The organism is Allobosea sp. 67-29, assembly GCF_001898115.1.
Classification (GTDB): domain Bacteria; phylum Pseudomonadota; class Alphaproteobacteria; order Rhizobiales; family Beijerinckiaceae; genus Allobosea.
Genome location: NZ_MKSQ01000025.1, coordinates 73,655 through 92,468, shown reverse-complemented (window position 1 = coordinate 92,468; position 18,814 = coordinate 73,655). Strand labels below are relative to the sequence as shown.

At 67.7% G+C, this 18,814-nt stretch carries 20 protein-coding genes and 1 tRNA gene; 8 read left to right on the top strand and 13 right to left on the bottom strand.

Going from position 1 to position 18,814, the window contains the following annotated elements:
- From recA to flgB, 8 genes are all read right to left on the bottom strand, one after another.
- Positions 1-616, bottom strand: a 616-nt coding sequence (gene recA / locus BGO20_RS19065) for a recombinase RecA (RefSeq protein WP_299858596.1), incomplete at its 3' end; no start/stop codon positions are given.
- 329 nt (positions 617-945) lie between these two features.
- Positions 946-3,450 carry a cell cycle histidine kinase CckA gene (gene cckA / locus BGO20_RS19060; protein WP_291660702.1) on the bottom strand — a complete coding sequence of 835 codons (2,505 nt, stop codon included), beginning with the start codon at positions 3,448-3,450 and terminating at the stop codon, positions 946-948.
- Between the two features lie 85 nt (positions 3,451-3,535).
- The gene (gene flhB / locus BGO20_RS19055) at positions 3,536-4,603 is read right to left on the bottom strand and encodes a flagellar biosynthesis protein FlhB (protein WP_291660703.1); all 1,068 of its coding nucleotides are present in this window, start codon (positions 4,601-4,603) and stop codon (positions 3,536-3,538) included.
- Between the two features lie 7 nt (positions 4,604-4,610).
- Positions 4,611-5,369, bottom strand: coding sequence for a flagellar biosynthetic protein FliR (gene fliR, locus BGO20_RS19050; protein ID WP_291660705.1), 759 nt, complete (start codon positions 5,367-5,369; stop codon positions 4,611-4,613).
- A gap of 80 nt (positions 5,370-5,449) precedes the next feature.
- Entirely contained in the window at positions 5,450-5,716 is a 267-nt protein-coding gene (gene fliQ / locus BGO20_RS19045) for a flagellar biosynthesis protein FliQ (RefSeq protein WP_291660707.1), read from the bottom strand.
- Positions 5,717-5,730: 14 nt separating this feature from the next.
- A complete protein-coding gene (gene fliE, locus BGO20_RS19040; protein WP_291660710.1) occupies positions 5,731-6,054 on the bottom strand; it encodes a flagellar hook-basal body complex protein FliE in 324 nt (107 codons plus the stop codon).
- 31 nt (positions 6,055-6,085) lie between these two features.
- On the bottom strand, positions 6,086-6,496 hold the full coding sequence (flgC, locus tag BGO20_RS19035) for a flagellar basal body rod protein FlgC (protein WP_291660711.1): 411 nt from the start codon (positions 6,494-6,496) through the stop codon (positions 6,086-6,088).
- 16 nt (positions 6,497-6,512) lie between these two features.
- Entirely contained in the window at positions 6,513-6,908 is a 396-nt protein-coding gene (gene flgB, locus BGO20_RS19030; RefSeq protein WP_291660712.1) for a flagellar basal body rod protein FlgB, read from the bottom strand.
- A gap of 220 nt (positions 6,909-7,128) precedes the next feature.
- On the opposite strand from flgB, the gene BGO20_RS19025 reads away from it, so the two are divergent.
- Positions 7,129-8,490, top strand: coding sequence for a flagellar biosynthetic protein FliO (locus BGO20_RS19025; protein WP_291660713.1), 1,362 nt, complete (start codon positions 7,129-7,131; stop codon positions 8,488-8,490).
- Between the two features lie 143 nt (positions 8,491-8,633).
- Positions 8,634-9,401, top strand: a complete 768-nt coding sequence (gene fliP / locus BGO20_RS19020; protein ID WP_440143680.1) for a flagellar type III secretion system pore protein FliP — start codon at positions 8,634-8,636, stop codon at positions 9,399-9,401.
- Positions 9,402-9,583: 182 nt separating this feature from the next.
- On the opposite strand, the gene BGO20_RS19015 is transcribed toward fliP, so the two are convergent.
- The 3 genes from BGO20_RS19015 to BGO20_RS19005 form a co-directional block, all read right to left on the bottom strand.
- Positions 9,584-10,156: a fasciclin domain-containing protein gene (locus BGO20_RS19015; RefSeq protein WP_291660715.1), complete on the bottom strand. Its 573-nt coding sequence runs from the start codon at positions 10,154-10,156 to the stop codon at positions 9,584-9,586.
- 149 nt (positions 10,157-10,305) lie between these two features.
- Entirely contained in the window at positions 10,306-11,445 is a 1,140-nt protein-coding gene (rnd, locus tag BGO20_RS19010; RefSeq protein WP_291660716.1) for a ribonuclease D, read from the bottom strand.
- 47 nt (positions 11,446-11,492) lie between these two features.
- Complete coding sequence (locus BGO20_RS19005; RefSeq protein WP_291660718.1) at positions 11,493-11,768, bottom strand: hypothetical protein; 276 nt, start codon at positions 11,766-11,768, stop codon at positions 11,493-11,495.
- A gap of 172 nt (positions 11,769-11,940) precedes the next feature.
- Here BGO20_RS19005 and aspS point away from each other — a divergent pair, with 172 nt between their 5' ends.
- From aspS to BGO20_RS18985, 4 genes are read left to right on the top strand one after another with little or no spacing between them, the layout of a single operon-like run.
- Positions 11,941-13,719, top strand: coding sequence for an aspartate--tRNA ligase (aspS, locus tag BGO20_RS19000; protein WP_291660871.1), 1,779 nt, complete (start codon positions 11,941-11,943; stop codon positions 13,717-13,719).
- 5 nt (positions 13,720-13,724) lie between these two features.
- On the top strand, positions 13,725-14,096 hold the full coding sequence (locus tag BGO20_RS18995; RefSeq protein ID WP_291660719.1) for a hypothetical protein: 372 nt from the start codon (positions 13,725-13,727) through the stop codon (positions 14,094-14,096).
- Positions 14,097-14,114: 18 nt separating this feature from the next.
- Positions 14,115-14,411, top strand: coding sequence for a hypothetical protein (locus BGO20_RS18990; RefSeq protein ID WP_291660721.1), 297 nt, complete (start codon positions 14,115-14,117; stop codon positions 14,409-14,411).
- 42 nt (positions 14,412-14,453) lie between these two features.
- Positions 14,454-15,335, top strand: a complete 882-nt coding sequence (locus BGO20_RS18985) for a glycosyltransferase family 2 protein (protein WP_291660722.1) — start codon at positions 14,454-14,456, stop codon at positions 15,333-15,335.
- A 22-nt stretch (positions 15,336-15,357) separates the two neighbouring features.
- On the opposite strand, the gene BGO20_RS18980 is transcribed toward BGO20_RS18985, so the two are convergent.
- Together BGO20_RS18980 and BGO20_RS18975 are read right to left on the bottom strand one after the other, a co-directional pair.
- Positions 15,358-15,954 carry a CatB-related O-acetyltransferase gene (locus BGO20_RS18980; protein WP_291660872.1) on the bottom strand — a complete coding sequence of 199 codons (597 nt, stop codon included), beginning with the start codon at positions 15,952-15,954 and terminating at the stop codon, positions 15,358-15,360.
- A 151-nt stretch (positions 15,955-16,105) separates the two neighbouring features.
- On the bottom strand, positions 16,106-17,935 hold the full coding sequence (locus BGO20_RS18975) for a hypothetical protein (RefSeq protein ID WP_291660723.1): 1,830 nt from the start codon (positions 17,933-17,935) through the stop codon (positions 16,106-16,108).
- Positions 17,936-18,142: 207 nt separating this feature from the next.
- On the opposite strand from BGO20_RS18975, the gene BGO20_RS18970 reads away from it, so the two are divergent.
- Entirely contained in the window at positions 18,143-18,625 is a 483-nt protein-coding gene (locus BGO20_RS18970; protein WP_291660724.1) for a DUF192 domain-containing protein, read from the top strand.
- 91 nt (positions 18,626-18,716) lie between these two features.
- Positions 18,717-18,793 (top strand) — tRNA-Pro (locus BGO20_RS18965).
- Positions 18,794-18,814: the final 21 nt, after the last annotated feature.

The window sequence follows — 18,814 nt, the reverse complement described above, 5'->3', positions numbered from 1 at the left end:
TCTGGTTGATGAAGATGACCATGCAGTTCGAGCGCGAGATCGAGGCGGTGAGCTTGCGCAGGGCCTGGCTCATCAGACGGGCCTGGAGGCCGGGCTGGACATCGCCCATCTCGCCCTCGATCTCGGCGCGCGGCGTCAGCGCCGCGACGGAGTCGACGACGAGCACGTCGATCGCGCCGGAACGGACGAGCGTGTCGGTGATCTCGAGCGCCTGCTCGCCGGTGTCGGGCTGCGAGATCAGCAGGTCGTCGAGATTGACGCCGAGCTTGCGGGCATAGACCGGATCGAGCGCATGCTCGGCATCGACGAAGGCGCAGACGCCGCCCTTCTTCTGGGCTTCGGCGATGGTGTGAAGCGCGAGCGTCGTCTTGCCCGAGGATTCCGGCCCGTAGACCTCGATGACGCGCCCCTTGGGCAGGCCGCCGACGCCGAGCGCGATGTCGAGGCCGAGCGAACCCGTGGAGATTGTCTCGATCTCGATCGACTGCGGGTTCTTGCCGAGCCGCATGATCGAGCCCTTGCCGAAGGCGCGTTCGATCTGGGAGAGCGCCGCATCGAGCGCCTTGGCCTTGTCCATCGAGGAACCTTCCACGAGTCTGAGATTCGCCTGATTCACGGTTCGGGCTCCTTATGGCAGGGCGGCGGGGACATCTCAATGCGTCTTGACAGGAGAATGGTCATGCTTTGTTCCTGTCCGCAAGTTCTTTTTTTGTTCTCGATGTCAGCCTGTGTCAGGAGGGATGTCAGCAGCTGTCACGCGATGCATGTCCCGGAAGCCCGATCGGGACACCGGCCGCTTCAGCCCTCGTCCTGAGGAGCAAGCCGAAGGCTTGCGTCTCGAAGGATGCTCCGGATGCCGCCGGAGTCTCCTGGAGTGTCCTGCGAGACGCCATTCCAAACGGAATGGCTCCTCTAGATGAAGGCTGAAGGAGTTCGGAGCGGGCTTCAGCCCATCGCCGCCTTCACGGTCTCGACAAGCTGCTTCATCGTGAAGGGCTTGGGCAGGAAGTGGAAGCCTTCGCCCTCCGGCAGATTCTTGCGGAAGGCCTCTTCGGCATAGCCGGAGACGAAGACCACCTTGGTGTTGGGATTGCGCTGGCGCAGCTCGCCGAGCAGGGTCGGGCCGTCCATCTCCGGCATCACCACGTCGGACACGACGAGATCGATCTGGCCGTCGTTCTGCAGGAAGATGTCGAGGGCCTCGACGCCCGATGCGGCCTCGTGGACCGTGTAGCCGCGGGAGACCAGCATGCGGGCGTTGAGGGCCCGCACGGCGTCCTCGTCCTCGACGAGCAGGATGACGCCGGCACCGGTGTGGTCTGCGGCGAGCTTCTTCGGCGCTTCCCTGGCGGCGGCCTCGGCCGCGACCTCTTCTTCGCTCGGGACGTGCCGCGGCAGGAAGATCTGGAAGGCCGTGCCCTTGCCGACGGTCGAGTCGACGAAGACGTAGCCGCCGGTCTGCTTGACGATGCCGTAGACCATGGAAAGGCCGAGCCCGGTGCCCTTGCCGACTTCCTTGGTGGTGAAGAAGGGCTCGAAGATCTTGTCGATATGCTCCTGCGGAATGCCGGTGCCGGTGTCCTCGACCTCGAGCAGCACGTAGTCGTCGGCCGGCAGCGAATCGTGCCCAAAGTCCTTGCAGTCGTCGCGCGGGACGTTGCGGGTGCGCACGGTCAGCTTGCCGCCGTCGGGCATGGCGTCGCGGGCGTTGACTGCGAGGTTGACGATGACCTGCTCGAGCTGGCCGAGATCGGCCTTGACGGGCCAGAGGTCGCGGCCCTGGCGCACGTCGAGCGTGACCTTGTCGGCGACCACGCGCTTCAGCATCAACGAAAGATCGGAGAGCACCTCGCCGAGTTCCAGCACCTGCGGGCGCAAGGTCTGGCGGCGCGAGAAGGCGAGCAGTTGCCGCACCAGCGCCGCGGCGCGGTAGGCGTTCTGCTTGATCTGCATGATGTCCGGGAAGGACGGATCGGTCGGCCGGTGGCTCGCCAGCAGAAACTCGGAGGCGTTGATGATGACCTGCAGCACGTTGTTGAAGTCGTGCGCGATGCCGCCGGCGAGCTGGCCGACGGCCTGCATCTTGCCGGCCTGGTCCATGTTGTCGCGCAGCTTGCGCTCGGCCGTGGTCTCCAGCGCGTAGACGATGGCGCGCTCGCCGTCGCCGTCCTCACCCGCGGCGACGGGGGAGAGGTAGAGCCGGGCGGAGCGCCCGTCCTCGCCGTTCAGCGTCACATCGAGCGGGCTCGCGCCGGAATGGCCTTCCATCGTCTCGGCGACGGCCTTGTCCAGGCCCGAGCCCGGCGCCACGAGATCGTGGATGGTGGCGACCTGCACGCCGGGAGGGACGAGCCGGGCGAAGGCCGCGTTGGAGCGCAGGATCGTGCCGGCCTTGTCGATGGTGGCGATCGCCATCGGGGTGGAATGGAAGAAGCGCGCGAAGCGCACTTCCGCGTCGCTGCCGGTGTCGGCCCCGGCTTCCCCGGCTGCGCGATTGAGGACGAGAGTGCGCGAGGGGCCGGCGCGCCCGTCCTGGCCGAAGGCGACCTGGTGATGCAACCGCACCGGCAGAGGCGAGCCGTTGCGGCGCTTCAGATCGACGTCGAGCACCTCGACACGGACATCGCCGGGCTGGCCGCGGATCGCCTGAATCAGGGCGGCGGCAGCGGGCGTGCAGATGTCGTCGAGATGCAGCCCGCCGGAGCCGAAGCGGGCAAGGTCGAAATCGAGCCAGCTCGACAGCGTGGCATTGAGATAGGAGACCTCGCCATCGGCGTCGATCGAGACGAAGCCGGCGGGGGCGTGGTCGAGATAGTCGATGGCGTGCTGGAGCTCCTGGAAGGCGTTCTCCTGCCGCTCGCGCTCCGGTGTGACGTCGGAAACCGTCCAGAGCGTCGCCGTCGAGGCCTCGCGGCGCACCGGCGCCACGCGAACGCGATACCAGCCGACCTCGCCGCGTCCGTTCAGGGCCGGCTCCAGCCGGACCTCCTCGACCAGCCGGCGGTTTTCGCGCGCGGCGGCGGCGAGCCTGTAGATCGCCTCGGAGACGTCGGCGCGGCCGGTCAGCAGGCGGCCGACCGGCTTGAGGTCGTTGGGGCCGGTCGCGCCGGCGAGCTTGAGATAGGCCTCGTTGGCGTAGACGATGTCATTCTCGCCCTCGGTGACGACGATGCCGTCATCGGCACTGTCGACCACCGTCTTGGTCAGGTCGTTGCGGGCGGCTCGCCCGGCGAACTGGATGAGGCCGATCGCGTAGGCGAAGAGGCCGAAGACGCCGACGACGGAGAGGATTGCGAGCAGGCCGAGGATCAGCGGTTGCGCCCATTCGTTGGCGATGAAGCCGAGCGCCACGGCAGCACCGACGAGCAGGCCGGCGACGAGCAGGATCACGCCGATATGGCCCGGCTTGTCCGAGCGATCGATCGTGCTGGTGGCCGTGCTTCCGCTCATTGCGGTCGAATCCGTTTCCTTGCTGCCAGCTCCGCCGGGCAGGCGGCAGGCTGGCGGCTTCCGTTCATGCGCATCCGCCGCCGAGTTAGGCGCGGCGACCCTTCAGGCGCAAGACGTAACCGATGACTTCGGCAACCGCCTGATAGTGTTCGACAGGAATTTCTTCGTCGATGTCCACCGTTGCATAAAGGGCGCGGGCGAGCGGCGGGTTCTCGACGATCGGCACGCGGTGCTCGCCGGCGACCTCGCGGATCTTCAGCGCGACTGTATCGACGCCCTTGGCGAGGCAGAGCGGGGCGGGCATGCCGGGCTCGTATTGCAGCGCGACGGCGAAGTGGGTCGGGTTGGTGATGATGACGGTGGCCTTCGGCACCGCGGCCATCATCCGCTTGCGCACGCGCTGGGTGCGGATCTGGCGCAGCTTGGCCTTGATCTCGGGATTGCCTTCGGAGTTCTTGAATTCCTCCTTGATCTCCTGCTTCGTCATCTTCTGGCGCTGGTACCAGCTGTAGCGCTGCCAGCCGAAGTCGCCGATGGCGATCACCGCAAACAGCGCGAGCACCGCGCCCATCAGCTTGATGGCGAGCGAGAGCGTCGCCGGCATCAGCGCCGCCACGTCCATCTCGGCAAAGGCCTCGAGCCGGTCGTGCTGGCCCCAGAGCGTGTACCAGACCACGACGCCGATCAGGGTCGTCTTGGCGAGGCCCTTGGCGAAATTGACCCAGGCCTCCTTGCCGAGCAGCCGCTTGAAGCCGGACATCGGGTTGATCCGGTCGAATTTCGGCATCAGCGGCTCGAAGGTCCAGAGCGGCTTGTGCTGCAGCAGCGTCCCAGCCAGCCCTGCGCACAGGATGAAGGCGAAGGGCATGCCGAGCGCCATGAACCCCGTCAGGATGCCGCGCTCCGTCACCTGCATGAAGGCGGCCCCGTCGGAGGGGATCTGGTGGGCGTTCATCAGGAAGGCGCGCAGCGAAAGCATGGCGTCGCGCGCAGACCAGCCGGCCGCGACCAGAAGCGCCAGGGTGAAGCCGCAGAGCACGAAGAAGGTGCCGATCTCCTGCGATTTGGGGACGTCGCCCTTCTCGGTGGCCTCGTCCAGCTTTCGCTGGGTCGGGTCCTCTGTCCGATCCTCATTGTCGGCTTCGTCCGCCATTGCCGGCTCAGCCTCCCGTGAACTGGCGCAGGAAGACGCCGAGCCCGTTCATGAAGACGCTCATCATCACGCCGATGACGACGAGTAGCACCAGCATGCCGCCGAAGATCGAGGCGGGCACGGCGAGGAAGAAGACCTGGAGCTGCGGCATCATCCGGGCCAGCACGCCCAGACCCAGGTTGAAGAGCAGCCCGAAGACGATGAAGGGTGCGGAGATCTGCACCGCGAGCGAAAAACCCTGCGCGGTGGAGCGGATGGCGAGCGTCAGCACGTCGGTCAGGTCGGGCGCGCCGCCGGGCGGCAGCAGGCGGTAGCTCTCATGGATCGCGGCGATGGCGATGTGGTGAAGGTCGCTGGCCAGCACCAGCGTAATGCCGAGCATGGTCAGGAAGTTGCCGATCGAGGGGTTCTGGTTGCCGGCAGTCGGGTCGACGGTCATGGCGAAGCCGAGCCCCATCGACTGGGCGACGATGGTGCCCGCCGTCTGCAGCGCCGCCATGACCAGCCGGGCGCAGACGCCGATCATCAGCCCGATCAGCAATTCGCCGATCAGCAGGGTGCACAGTGCCGGCAGGCTTTCGGGAATCTGCAGCGACGGGCGCGCCACCGGCAGGATCACCAGCGCGATGAAGAAGGCGAGGGACAGCCGGGCGCGGGAGAAGATGAAGCGCTCGCCGATGCCGGGCATCAGCATGACCAGCGTGCCGACCCGCGCGAAGACGAGCACGAACAAGGCGCCGATCTGGGGCAGAATCGCGATCTGCATCGTGCCGCGGGCACCTTCGCGCCAGATCTGAGACCGCGGGCCGGCACCGCAGAGAAGGGCGGGGTGCAGCCGCGGCAGGCTCATCCGCCCGTGGCGATTCGGACGGCGACCCGCCCCATATAACCCGCCAGCGCGTCTCCCATGAACGGGAGAAGCAGCAGCAGTGCGGCGAAGACCGCGAGAATCTTCGGAACGAAGACCAGCGTCTGTTCCTGAATCTGGGTCAGGGCCTGCACCAGCGAGACGATCAGGCCGACGGCGAGCGCGATGGCCATCAGCGGGCCGCCGACCTTGAGGAAGGTGACGATGCCGTCACGGGCGATGTCGAGAATGGCTCCGGAGGTCATGAGTTCGCTCGCCGTCAGACCGGCATCCGCATGATTTCCTCATAGGCCGCGATGACCTTGTCGCGCACCGCGACCAGGGTCTGGATCGCGGTCTCGCTCTCGGCGACGGCCGTCACTACGTCGACCACGTCGGCGCGGCCGGTCGCGACGCTCGCGGTCTGCACATCGGCCTTGTGGCCGGCTTCGGCGGTGGCGTCGAGCGCCTTGCCGAGCAGGGCGGAGAAATCGGGCCCGCCGGCCTCCGCGCCGCCTGCCGCCAGCGGCTTCTTCATCAGATTGCCGGCGCCGAGCCCCTTGATCGAGGCATAGGCTCCCGCCGCGAAACCCGGTGTGGCCATGTGTCGGTCTCCTTCTGGAGCTGGCGGCCGTTCAGGCGCGCAGGATGTCGATGGTGCGCTGAATCATCCGCCGGGTGGAGGAGATCAGGTTGAGGTTGGCCTCGTAGCTGCGCTGGGCCTCGCGCATGTCGACCATCTCGACGAGCGAATTGACGTTCGGCATCTTCACATCGCCATTGGCGTCGGCGGCGGGATTGCCGGGCTCGTGCTTGGTCTTGAAGGCACTGGGATCGCGCTGGACCTTGCCGAGCGCAACGAGCTGAGCGTCGAGATCGCGGTCGAGATGGCGCTGGAAGCTGACGACCTTGCGGCGATAGGGATCGGCGCCGGCCCGCTCCGGCCCCGAATCGGCATTGGCGATGTTTTCGGCGATGACCCGCATGCGGCCGGACTGGCTGCGCAGGCCGGATGCCGCCACGGCGATGCTCTTGATCAGGTCCATGATCGCGCTCCCTGCGTCAGCCGCTCTTGCCGATGGCGATCCGCATCAGCGCCAGCCCCTTGCTGTAGAGCGAGGCGGCGAGCTGATAGTCCGACTGGTTCTGCGCCACCTTCAGCATCTCGTCCTCGAGGTTGACGGCATTGCCGTTCGGGGTCGTCTCGAAGCGTGGCGCGCCGGTGTTGTCGAAGCCGCCATTCCCGCCGGTCAGGCTCATATGGCCGGCGCTGGTGCGGGCGAGGGCGACGCCGCGTTCCCTGTCGAAGCTCGGCGGCTTGAGGTCGACCGGCCGGAAGCCGGGGCTGTCCGCATTGGCGACGTTCTCGGCGAGGACCTTCTGGCGCGACTGCTGATAGTGCATGCGCAGTTTCAGCGCCTGCATCAGGCCGCCGCCGATCGAGCCGTCGTTCGCCATGAAATCCGCTCCGCGAAGGCGCGATCGCGCGCCGGTTCACTGGGCAAATCTTGCCGGGCGCATGGTTAACAGGGCGTTAAAGGCCCCGTCTTTCGGAGATCGGATTAACCACACGTTCACCATGTTTCCCGTTAAGGAAAGCGTTATGCTATAGCCAAGGTGTTGAACCTTGAGCGGAACTTCTGCCGCCCGGGGGCGGCCGTCGCAGAAGAGGCAGACCTTGCAGAGCTTGTTCGGATTGGAACTCACGACCGCGCAGAAGGTGATCGTCGCCATCGTGGTCAGTCTGGTGCTTCTGGCGCTGTTCGGACTGTTCATGCGGCGGATCACAGGAGGGCGCCTCAGGATGCACGGCCAGGCCGGCGGCCGGCAGCGCCAGCCGCGCCTGGGAATCGTCGATACCTACGATCTCGACCGCCAGCGCCAGCTCGTGCTGATCCGCCGCGACAATGTCGAGCATCTGATCATGGTCGGCGGCTCTTCCGATGTCGTCGTCGAGACCAACATCCTGCGCAGCGGCTCGCGCGCGGCCGCTCCCGTCTACAGTGAAGCGGCGGCGGGCGATCGGCCGTTGCCGCCCTTCGAAACACTGGTTCCGCCGAGCGAGCCCGCGCTGCGAGGCGGCGAAGATGCCCGCCGCGGTGGGCCGGCGCCGGAAATCCTGCCCCATCTGCCGACCCGTCAGGCGCAGCAGACCCATGCCGAGGCCGCTGCTGCAGCGAGCGCCGGTGTCGCAGCGGCGCTCGGCCTCGAGGCCATCGAGGCTGCCGGACGCGCCGCCGCAGCGGGTCCGGCCGTCGCGCCGGTGCTGTCCGCCGCGGCCCCGAGCCCCGCGGCTCCGGTCACGACCGGCCCGGCGCCGAGCTTCCCGCGCGAGCATGCGCCGGCTCCGGCGGTGAGCGCGGACGAGCTCGACGACATGACGAAGCAGCTCGAGGCGGCGCTGAAGCGCCCGTTCTCGGCAGTGCGCCCCGCGAACGTCGCGGTGGAGCCGCCGGTCGAGCCGGCCGCCGCGCCGGTCAAGCCTGCCGTCGCCGCCGCTCCCGAGCCGGTTGAGCGCGTGGAGCCGGTCGTCCGCTCGCCCAAGCCGGCGGAGCCGCTCAAGGGGCCCGTGGAGCTGCCCAAGGCCTTCGAGCCGTCGAAGCCGCCCGCCCAGGCCAAGCCGGTCGAGGCGCCGAAGCCCGCCGAAGCGCCGCGGCCTGCGGAGACGGTGACGCCCGCCCCGGAACCGGCGGCAGCGGAAGCCGCCGCCAGGCCTGCGGAGCAGCCAGCAGCCCCTGCGCCGTCGCAGGCGGGCGCGAGCATGGCGGATATGGAGGCCGAGCTCGAAGCGGCGCTTGGGCTGAAGCCGGCACGTGTCGCGGCCAAGCCGGCGGAACCGAAGGCGGTTGAAGCCAAGCCGGTCGCCAAGGAAGAGCCGCCTGCCGCGAAGGTGCCGGAAGCGTCCGAGGAGCCGAAGGCTGCCGCGCCGGAGCCGGAGAAGAAGCCCGAACCGGCCAAGGAGATCGATCCGTTCTCCGTTGATGCGATCGAGGCCGAGTTCGCCCGTCTGCTCGGCCGGAATCCCGCTTCGAAATCCTGAGGCGGCGGCCGGGGTCGGCCGCGCCATCAACAGGAATGTCGCCGATCGCGTGGCGGGCCGATCCGCCGCAGTTGCCTGAGGCGTCGCGCCCGCTAGCTTCGTCTCGCCCGATCGGTTGAGTCGGGCGGCAGCGGCAAGCGCGCGTGACGTTCCATCTCCTGACGGCAAGACGGCGAAGGCTCGGCCGCTCCCTGGCGGGAGCCGTGCTGCTGCTTGGCCTGCTCGCGGCGACGCCGGCGCTGCCGCAGACGCTGTCGCTCGATCTGGGGCAGGGAGGCGGCGTGGCGGAGCGGGCGCTTCAGCTCGTCGCCGTCATCACCGTGCTGTCGCTGGCGCCGTCGATCCTCGTGATGGTGACGTCCTTCACGCGCATCGTCGTGGTGCTGTCGCTGCTGCGCTCGGCGCTCGGCACGCAGACGGCGCCGCCGAATGCGGTGATCATCGGGCTGTCCCTGTTCCTCACGGGCTTCGTCATGGCGCCGACCTTGCGCGAAGCCTACACCAATGCCGTGCAGCCGCTATTGGCAGGGCAGATCCAGCCGCAGGAGGCCTATAACCGCGGCATCGTGCCCTTCAAGACCTTCATGCTGAAGAACGTCCGCGAGAAGGACCTGCAGCTCTTCCTCGACATGTCGCAGGGGCCAAGGCCGCAAACGCCGCAGGATACCGGCATCGAGGTGCTGGTCCCGGCCTTCATGATCTCAGAGCTCAGACGGGCCTTCGAGATCGGCTTCCTGCTGTTCGTGCCGTTCCTGATCATCGACCTGGTGGTGGCCTCGATCCTGATGTCCGTAGGCATGATGATGCTACCGCCGGTGACGGTGGCGCTGCCGTTCAAGCTGATCTTCTTCGTTCTGGTCGATGGCTGGGGCCTCGTCGCCGGCTCGCTGGTGAAGAGCTATGGCGGATGATTCCTGGGCTGAAGTGTGAATCGGGCCAGGGGCTTGGCGGGATTTCCTCCGGGCCCGATTCAGATTCTGCGAGGCGGTCCGACACTGCGCGTCCGGCGTCGAAAGCCCGATCATAACGCAGGCCGGCGGCGGGAGATGGCGCCTTCGACAAGCGAAGGGCTGCCCGGGCCGGACCGGCCCGACTATTTCGGCATCAGCACCGTATCGACGACATGGATGACGCCGTTGCTCTGCTTCACGTCCGGGATCGTCACCATCGACTTGCCGCCCTTGGCGTCGATGATCTCCAGCTTGCCGCCGGCCATCGCGACCTTCAGCGTCTCGCCCTGAACGGTTTTCAGCATCGCCTTACTGCCACCGGCCTTGGCATCGGCCATCAACTGGGCGCTGGTGAGATTGCCCGGAACGACGTGGTAGGTCAGAACCGCGGTCAGCTTAGGCTTCTGGTCGGGCTTCAGCAGCATGTCCACGGTTCCCGCCGGCAGCTTCCCGAAGGCGGCATTGGTGGGCGCGAAGACGGTGAACGGCCCGGGACCCATCAGGGTGTCGACGAGGCCGGCGGCCTTCACTGCGGCGACGAGCGTGGTGTGGTCCTTGGAATTGACGGCATTCTCGATGATGTTCTTGCTGGGAAACATCGGCGCGCCGCCGACCGTGACGGGCTCTTGCGCGAAGGCCGGAGCGAGAGAAGCGTTCGTGCCGAGCACAAGCAGGCTCATTGCGGCGCCGAGCGCCACATTCACTGTGCGTTTCATGGGATGATCTCCAGAATTTGCGGCAGGAAATCTACCGCAAAACCCGAATGATCCAGGTCGGTCGTCATGGCCGGTCTGGTTTCGGTAATCCGAATACGTTCGCTGGAGCCCGTTGGATCGAATTACTTCTGCCGGCCGCGAGACAAACGTCAGGCGACGACGACGCGCCCGCGCTCGATGCGCAGGGCGAGCCGGCCGTTCTTCAGTGCCAGCGCCTTCTCGCCGAAGACCTCACGGCGCCAGCCCTTCAGCGCCGGAACTTCCGACAACTCGTCGGAGGCGATCGCTTCGAGATCGTCGCCGGTGGCGATGATCTTGGGCGCTACCCGCTCGGCATCCGCCACCGCCTTGAGCAGCACCTTGAGCAGGTCGAGCACGGCGGCGTTGGTCGGGCGGCCGCGTTCGCGCTCCAGCCGGGGCAGGGTCTTGGGGTCGATCGCGGCGGCGCGCTCGATCGCGGCCAGCACCTCGCCGCCGCTGCGCGAGCGTTCGAAGCCGTTGGGCACCGAGCGCAGCTCGGCAAGCGCCTCGACCGAGCGGGGACCGCGCTGGACGATGTCCATCAGGGCATCGTCCTTGAGGACGCGCTGGCGCGGCACGTCGCGGGTCTGCGCCTCGCGCTCGCGCCAGGCGGCGACTTCCATCAGGATCGGCAGTTCGCGCGCTTTGCGGACGCGGCCCTTGAGGCGCTGCCAGGCGTTTTCCGGCTTGACCTCATAGGTCGCGGGCGAGCTCAGCACCGCCATCTCCTCGGCGACCCAGGCTTCGCGCCCGGATGCGTCGAGATCGGCCTTCAGCGCCAGGTAGATCTCGCGCAGATGGGTGACGTCGGACTCAGCATAGGCGAGCTGCGCCTCCGTCAATGGGCGGCGCGACCAGTCGGTGAAGCGCGAGGACTTGTCGATGCGCGCCTTGGCGAGGTCGTTGGCGAGCTGCTCGTAGCCGACCGAGTCGCCGTAGCCGCAGACCATCGCGGCGACCTGCGTGTCGAAGAGGGGCGTCGGCAGCACGCGGCCGAGCAGCCAGACGATCTCGAGGTCCTGCCGGGCGGCGTGGAAGACCTTGACCACCCTGTCGTCGACCATCAGCCCGAAGAAGGGGGCGAGATCGAGCTCGGGCGCCAGCGGGTCCACCAGCACGGCCTCTTCCGGCGAGGCGAGCTGGATCAGGCAGAGTTTGGGATAATAGGTGGTCTCCCGCAGGAACTCCGTGTCGACCGTGACGAAGGGGTGGGTCGCGAGGCGTTCGCAGGCGGCGGCGAGCTCGGCGGTGGTGGAGATCAGATGCATGGAATGGGCTTAGCGGAGGAAACGGGCCGGCGTCGAGTCCGTCGATGCTATCGGCTGATCCCGCAGCGGCTCCACAACTCGCCCTGATAGGCGCGGCTGGCGGTCGCCACCCAGTGACCGCGCCGGGCGTCCTGATGCGGGCGTGCGTGGCGGGCGAATATCTGCGCGAAGCAGTGTGGATTCGGGTAGTCGCGCTGGCGGGCGATATTCAGGCCTGCCCGGTAGGCGCTGCCCGGCTCCTGCGCGGAACCTGTGCCGCCGACAGCCGCGAGCAATGCGGCCAGGGCGACGACCGCGAGCGGTTTCCGGATCGACGCTGCCATTCCGTAACCTTTCCCCAGGACGCTGTCCGTAGCCGCCGTTCAGAGCTAGCAGCAGGCGGTCCGGATGTCGCGGGCGTTCTTGACATTTCGCGCCCGCGCGTGTGGTTAGCCGCAAGCTGCCGCCGGCTTTCGCCGGCCTTCGACGCATTTCCGAAAGACCGACCCCGTGACCCTGCATCGCTACCGTTCCCACACCTGCGGCGCGCTCCGCGACAGCGACATCGGCTCGCAGGTCCGGCTTTCCGGCTGGTGCCATCGCATCCGCGACCACGGGGGCGTTCTCTTCATCGACCTGCGCGACCATTACGGCATGACGCAGGTGGTGGTGGACCCGGATTCGCCGGCCTTCGCGGACGCCGAGACGCTGCGCTCGGAATGGGTCGTGCGCATCGACGGCAAGGTCAAAGCGCGGCTGGAGGGCACCGAGAACGCCAACCTGCCGACCGGCGCCGTGGAAGTGTTCGCGACCGGCATCGAAGTGCTCGGCCCCTCGGCCGAGTTGCCGCTGCCAGTCTTCGGCGATCTCGAATATCCCGAGGATACGCGCCTCAAGTACCGCTTCCTCGACCTGCGCCGCGAGAAGCTGCACAACAACATCATGCTGCGCACCAAGGTCATCGACTCGATGCGCCGCCGCATGAAGGAGCAGGGCTTCTCCGAGTTCCAGACGCCGATCCTGACGGCCTCTTCGCCGGAAGGCGCGCGCGACTTCCTGGTGCCGAGCCGCCTGCATCCCGGCAAGTTCTACGCGCTGCCGCAGGCGCCGCAGCAGTACAAGCAGCTGCTGATGATGGCGGGCTTCGATCGCTACTTCCAGATCGCGCCCTGCTTCCGCGACGAGGACCCGCGCGCCGACCGCCTGCCGGGCGAGTTCTACCAGCTCGACGTCGAGATGAGCTTCGTCGAGCAGGAGGACGTGTTCGCGACGATGGAGCCGGTCATCACCGGCGTGTTCGAGGAATTCGCCGAGGGCCGCAGCGTCCAGAAGAACTGGCCGCGTATCCCCTATGCCGAGGCGATCGCCAAATACGGCTCCGACAAGCCGGACCTGCGCAACCCGATCGAGATGCAGGACGTGTCCGAGCATTTCCGCGGCTCGGGCTTCAAGGTCTTCGCGCGCATCCTCGAAGGCGAGAAGAACCGTGTCTGGGCAATACCCGCGCCGGGCGGCGGTTCGCGCGCCTTCTGCGACCGGATGAACTCCTGGGCGCAGGGCGAAGGCCAGCCCGGCCTCGGCTACCTGATGGTCAAGGAGGACGGCGAGGGTCAGGGTCCGATCGCCAACAACATCGGGCCTGAGCGCGTTGCCGCGATCATCAAGCAGATGGGGCTGAATGGCGGCGATGCCTGTTTCTTCGTCGCGGGCGATCCGGACAAGTTCTACAAGTTCGCCGGCAGCGCCCGGAACAAGGTCGGCCAGGAGCTCAACCTGATCGACGAGAACGTCTTCGCCTTCGCCTGGATCGTCGATTTTCCGATGTTCGAGTACAACGAGGACGAAAAGAAGGTCGATTTCTCGCACAATCCCTTCTCCATGCCGCAGGGCGGCCTGAAGGCGCTCAACGAGGAAGACCCGCTCTCGCTCAAGGCGTTCCAGTACGACATCGCCTGCAACGGCTTCGAGCTCGCCTCCGGCGGCATCCGCAACCACCGCCCCGAGGCGATGGTGAAGGCCTTCGAGATCGCCGGCTATGGCGAGGAGACGGTGATCGAGCGCTTCGGCGGCATGTATCGCGCCTTCCAGTACGGCGCCCCGCCGCATGGCGGCATGGCGGCCGGCGTGGACCGCATCATCATGCTGCTGGCGCGTGCGACGAACCTGCGCGAGGTCGCGCTGTTCCCGATGAACCAGCAGGCTGTCGACCTGCTGATGGGGGCACCGGCCGAGGCGACGCCGAAGCAGCTGCGCGAGGCGCATCTGCGCGTCAACCTGCCCGAGAAGAACGGCTGACGGCCATGGCTTCGCTGCCTGCCGGGCGGGTCCTTCCGCTCGCCGTCCTACTTGCGCTGCCGCTGCCAGCCTGTGTCGCTGCCGGCAACGAGAGCAGTGCCAGCCGGGCGTCCGCGCTGGCGACGACGATCTCGCGGGCAAGTGCCTGCCGCGCCGGCGCCCCGCAGCGCTCGACGCTCGCGCGCTTCCTAGCGGCGGAAAGGGAACGTGGCGCCGGCCCCGATCAGATCGCCGCGGCGCGCTCGGCCTATGTCTCGGTCTCCGAGGCGGAGATGGTCAACCAGGCCGCCCAGCCGCAGGCCTGCACGGCGGAGGAGCGCGCGGCGCTGAAGCAGCGCATGGGCCGGATCAGGGCCGGGCAATTCGACGAACTCTGACACGGCGGCGCCAAGGCCATGGTTGCGAAACCGCTTCTGGGCTGCGCGGCCCTGCTCGGGCTGGCCGCATGCACGACGGCCGGCCCCGTTCCCGGTTCTGTCGACTATGCCGCCGCGACCGTCTCGCGCGGCTATGATTGCGGGCTGCGCGTCGATCGCGGCCGCATCATCGCGCGGTTCGGAAGACAGGAACGCGCCAGCTTCCTGGCCGCGAATGCCGGCTACGCCGTGAAGTCCTACAAGGCGCCGCATGCCTGCGGAAGCGCCGAGCGCGAGCGCGTGCAGGGCGAGCTCGCGGCGCTGTCGCGGCGCTGAATTCGCTTGCCTCCGGCCGGTTCGCGTGGCCAGAAGGCCGCGATGCCCGCCAACGCGATCACCGCCATCGTCGTCAGCCACGACAGCGCCGAGGTGCTGCCCGCCTGCCTCGCCGCGCTGGCGGGCGAGGGCGTGCCGACGATCGTCGTCGACAATGCCAGCGGCGACGATAGCCGCGTCGTCGCCGCGCAGCGAGGCGCGCGCGTCATCGCCAATGCCCGCAATGAAGGCTACGGCCGCGGCAACAATATCGGCATTGCGGCGGCCGCGACGCCCTATGTGCTCGTCGTCAATCCCGATCTGGAGCTGAGGCCGGGCGCCGCGGCGGCGCTGCTGGAAGCGGCCGGGCGCTATCCCGACGCCGGCATGTTGGCGCCGCGCATCGTCGAACCCTCGGGCCGCCTGTTCCTGCAGCCGCGCTCGCTGCTCTCGCCGTCGCATCTCAACCGCTCCCGCACGATGGCGGCACCGGAGGGCGATGCCTGCCTGCCTTTCCTTTCGGGCGCCTGCCTGCTGATCCGACGGGAGCTCTTTCTGGCGCTGGGCGGGTTCGATCCGGCGATCTTCCTGTTCTACGAGGACGACGATCTGTGCCGGCGCATGCGCGATGCCGGTCAGGCGCTCGTCCACGTCCACGAGGCCGAGGCCGGGCATGGACGTGGACGATCGAGCACGCCCTCGCCACAGCGGCGGTTCAAGACGCGCTGGCACCTCGCCTGGTCGGAGCGCTATGTCGCCCGGAAGTACGGATTGCCGCAGCCAAGCCCGGTCCGGACGCTGGAAAATCTCGCCAAGGCGCTCGGCTACGGGCTCATTCTCAGGCGCGAGAAAATGTTCGCCCATGCCGGCTCCGCCGCCGGCGCTCTTGCGTGGGGACGCGGCGAGACGGCACTGGCGCGCGAGGGGTTGACGGCGCTGCCTTGATCGGCGGCGACAGCGAGACGGACTACGCCGATCTCGCAGCGGCGACGAAGTCGTCGATGCGGCTGCCGAGCAGGAGCGGCAGCAGCGCGTCGATCTGCGGTTTCGGCAGGTCCCACCAGCGCGTCGCCAGGAGCGCGGCGATCGTCGCCTCGTCGAAGCGCAGGCGCACCACGCGGGCAGGATTGCCGGCGACGATCGCATAGGGCGGCACGTCGCGTGTCACCACGGCGCGCGCGGCGACCGCCGCGCCATGGCCGATGGTCACGCCGGACAGGATCATGCATTGCGAGCCGAGCCAGACGTCGTGCCCGATGACGACGTCGCCCCGGGTTGCGTCGCTGCCGGGGATGTCGGCGGCGGCCGGCCAGAGCCGGGGCATCGCCGGAAAGGGATAGCTCGTCACCCAGTCGAGCCGGTGGTTGCCGCCGAGCAGAATCTCGACGCCGTCGGCAATCGAGCCGTAGCGACCGATCACCAGCTTCGCCCCGCTTTCGGGAAAGCGAATCTTCGGTCGTCCGTAGGTATAGGCGCCGATGGCGAGCTGTCCGGGCCTCCGGGCGACCAGATGCGCCAGGTGCAGCCGGGTCTGGTTCTCGCGGTTCAGCCGCTTGCGCAGCAGGCTGCGCGCAGCCTGCGGCAGGCCCGCCCACCAGGCCTGCAGCCCGGAAGGCCGCCAGTCGCGATCCTCCGGCAGGAGCGCGGCGATCGTGTCGTCCGGGCGCGCGCCTGTCACGCGAGCCGGCTCTCTTTCGGCGTCAAGGGGCGGGGGGTCACCGGGCATCAGCCTTGACGTCGATCTTGTCGAAGATCTCGGTCGGCTGGGTGATGGTCAGCACATCGGCGAGACCGAGGCCGCTCGGCGACTTCGACGACGCGTCGATGGTCAGCGTGCCGGGCTTGGCGACGAAGCGCGATGCCGCCGAGGCGAGCGTCTTGGCGGCATCGGACGGGCCGAGCATGGCGGCGAGCCCCACGCTGGCGACCATGGTGAACTGCTGGCGCACCTCCTCGACCTTGCGCTTGGTCTTGCGCGCCTGGTTCTCGATCAATTTCTCGACGAGGCCGAAATTCTGGAGCTTGACCTGCAGGTTGCGTGCAGTGGCGCCGAGCGCCGCGACCTGGGCGAGGGCGAGGTCGCTCGAGAACAGGTCCTGCGTGACGTTGCCGAGGGTGCCCTTCGCGTCGAGCTGCACCAGGCCGGCGCTGCCGAGAGAAAGCGTGCGGATCGCGATCTCGTTCTTGGCCGCCTCCCAGGCGAGGTCCAGCTTCGCCGAGAGGTCGAGCCTGTCGATCCCCATGGCCAGCATGTCCTTCAGCGCCGGGTTGTCACCGGTGTCGACGACCGGCGTGACGAGCTTGTCGATGGTGAGGCCCAGGCTCGTCGGGATGCCGTTCAGCGGCTCGCCGCCCTTGAGCTCGAAGGTGCCTAGCGCGATCTTGATCGGGGGCTTGCCTGGGATGATCGGCGGCGCATCGACCGAGAGGCCGGTCAGGCGCATCGTTCCCAATTTGGGAATGAAGCGGCGGTAGTCGATCTGCTCGAGATCCTGGTCGGGGCCGGCAAGCGCACTGCGCAATTCGCGCAGCGACTTCGCGAAGGAAAAGCCGGAGTAGCTGAGCGAATCGACCCGGCCCGTGCCCGCGCCGCTGGCGAAGGACATGCCCTGGATCGCGAAGCCGGACTTGTCGGGCGCATCCTCGCCGAAGGCGATGCGGTCGATCGCCCAGGAGACGGCGTCCTTCTCCTTGGCCCCGTCCGCTGCGGGCGGGCGGATGGTCGCCTTGAAATCGCGCGCCTCTCCGCTGCCGTAATCGACCATGTCGAACAGCGTCAGCATCGAGAACGCGAAGCGCTTCTGCAGGTCGCTCTTCCCGCCGCTGGCACCCGGCGTCTTGTCGTCCGCCTCCTTCTCGAGCTCCTCGGAGGCCTTTCCGACCGTCTGAAGCAGGTCGAGAAGCGGCTCCGGCCCGAGCTTCGCGGCGAAGCCCCGTGCCGTCGTCCGGCCGATCGACATGCTGCCGGCCTGGCCGAGGTCGAGATCGTAGCCGTCCTGCTCGAAGCTGGCGATCACCGGCACATAGGGCTCTTCGACCCCGGGAGCCGCCTTCTCGGTGAGGACGCGCGCGGATTGCTTGAGGTCGAGCCCGTCGAAGGCGGTGCGCTTCAGCGTGCCCGTCATCGAGCCGGTGGCGCCGCCCTTGGCCTCGATGCTCGCACTGGCCGATTCGCCGTGGCCGATCTTGCCGCCGCGGATGTCGGTGAAGCGGATATCGCGGTAGGTCGTGGTCTGCTTCTGGTCGCCGAACGCCTGTTCCATCGTCAGTTCGGGCGCGCTGATCTCGGAAGCCGTCAGCTTCGCGATTCGCACGGCGGGCGGCTCGTTAGCGCCCTTGGCGAAGAGCGCGAGAAAGGCGTCCTTGTCGAGGTTCGAGCCCTTCACCGCCACCCGCGGGATGCTGATGACGAGCTGCCCGAGGTCGAGCTTGACGTTGTCGACCTGGAAGTCGGCGGCCCAGGCGGGGGCGGACAATGCCACGAATACAGCCGCGAGAGCCGTGCTCCCCAGTTGCGTTGGCCAGCGAAGGCGCGCAGCGGTCATGAAAATCTCCTGTTCGATCCCGGCCGAACCTGCCGCAACCGGATGGCGAAAGAAAGCCACGGCCGGCGTCGAAGCGTCATAGGAGCGAATGATCGTGACGGAAATCTTGACCTGATGGGATGGAAGGCTGCTTTCTGCCGAAGATTTGCCATCGGCCCCTCCTAGATCGGCGTCGGGCGATGGTGATCGTCATGGAGTCGAGAAGCGATGCACGCCGTTCGGACAGTCTTTGCCGCCATTGCGCTTCTGCTGGTAGCGCTCGCTCCCGCCGGTGCCCGGGCGCAGGCCCAGCCGGCCGCCGGCGAGGCGGCCGGGCTGGAAGCGCTGACGATCGTCAGCGGCAGCGCCCGCCACGCCTTCCATGTCGAGGTGATGCGCACCCCGGACCAGCGGGCTAAGGGATTGATGTATCGCAACTATCTGCCGCCGGACCGCGGAATGCTGTTCGATTTCGGCGCGAGCGAGCCGGTGGCGATGTGGATGCAGAACACCTATATTCCGCTCGACATGCTGTTCATCCGCGCCGACGGGACGATCGCACGCATCGCGGAAAACACCGAGCCGCTCTCGACCCGGACCATCCCGTCCGGAGAGCCGGTGCTGTCGGTTCTGGAGATCAATGGCGGCGTCAGCAGGCAGCTCGGGATCAAGCCCGGCGACAGGGTGGAGCACAAGCTGTTCAAGCACTGAGGGCCATGCCGGCCTGTCGGGTCCGAACGCGGCTTTGGCTTGCGGTTCGAGGTCATGGCATGATAGCGAACCGCATCGTTTCGAGTGCCGTCGGGGTATAGCGCAGCCCGGTAGCGCATCTGCTTTGGGAGCAGAGGGTCCCAGGTTCGAATCCTGGTGCCCCGACCACTGGAAACGGCAGCCGCGGAC

Excerpts from the sequence above, each read along its gene's own strand:
- cckA (WP_291660702.1), bottom strand. The coding sequence starts at position 3,450 with ATGAGCGGAAGCACGGCCACCAGCACGATCGATCGCTCGGACAAGCCG.
- flhB (WP_291660703.1), bottom strand. The coding sequence starts at position 4,603 with ATGGCGGACGAAGCCGACAATGAGGATCGGACAGAGGACCCGACCCAG.
- fliR (WP_291660705.1), bottom strand. The coding sequence starts at position 5,369 with ATGCAGATCGCGATTCTGCCCCAGATCGGCGCCTTGTTCGTGCTCGTC.
- fliQ (WP_291660707.1), bottom strand. The coding sequence starts at position 5,716 with ATGACCTCCGGAGCCATTCTCGACATCGCCCGTGACGGCATCGTCACC.
- fliE (WP_291660710.1), bottom strand. The coding sequence starts at position 6,054 with ATGGCCACACCGGGTTTCGCGGCGGGAGCCTATGCCTCGATCAAGGGG.
- flgC (WP_291660711.1), bottom strand. The coding sequence starts at position 6,496 with ATGGACCTGATCAAGAGCATCGCCGTGGCGGCATCCGGCCTGCGCAGC.
- flgB (WP_291660712.1), bottom strand. The coding sequence starts at position 6,908 with ATGGCGAACGACGGCTCGATCGGCGGCGGCCTGATGCAGGCGCTGAAA.
- BGO20_RS19015 (WP_291660715.1), bottom strand. The coding sequence starts at position 10,156 with ATGAAACGCACAGTGAATGTGGCGCTCGGCGCCGCAATGAGCCTGCTT.
- rnd (WP_291660716.1), bottom strand. The coding sequence starts at position 11,445 with ATGCATCTGATCTCCACCACCGCCGAGCTCGCCGCCGCCTGCGAACGC.
- BGO20_RS19005 (WP_291660718.1), bottom strand. The coding sequence starts at position 11,768 with ATGGCAGCGTCGATCCGGAAACCGCTCGCGGTCGTCGCCCTGGCCGCA.
- BGO20_RS18995 (WP_291660719.1), top strand. The coding sequence starts at position 13,725 with ATGGCTTCGCTGCCTGCCGGGCGGGTCCTTCCGCTCGCCGTCCTACTT.
- BGO20_RS18990 (WP_291660721.1), top strand. The coding sequence starts at position 14,115 with ATGGTTGCGAAACCGCTTCTGGGCTGCGCGGCCCTGCTCGGGCTGGCC.
- BGO20_RS18985 (WP_291660722.1), top strand. The coding sequence starts at position 14,454 with ATGCCCGCCAACGCGATCACCGCCATCGTCGTCAGCCACGACAGCGCC.
- BGO20_RS18975 (WP_291660723.1), bottom strand. The coding sequence starts at position 17,935 with ATGACCGCTGCGCGCCTTCGCTGGCCAACGCAACTGGGGAGCACGGCT.
- BGO20_RS18970 (WP_291660724.1), top strand. The coding sequence starts at position 18,143 with ATGCACGCCGTTCGGACAGTCTTTGCCGCCATTGCGCTTCTGCTGGTA.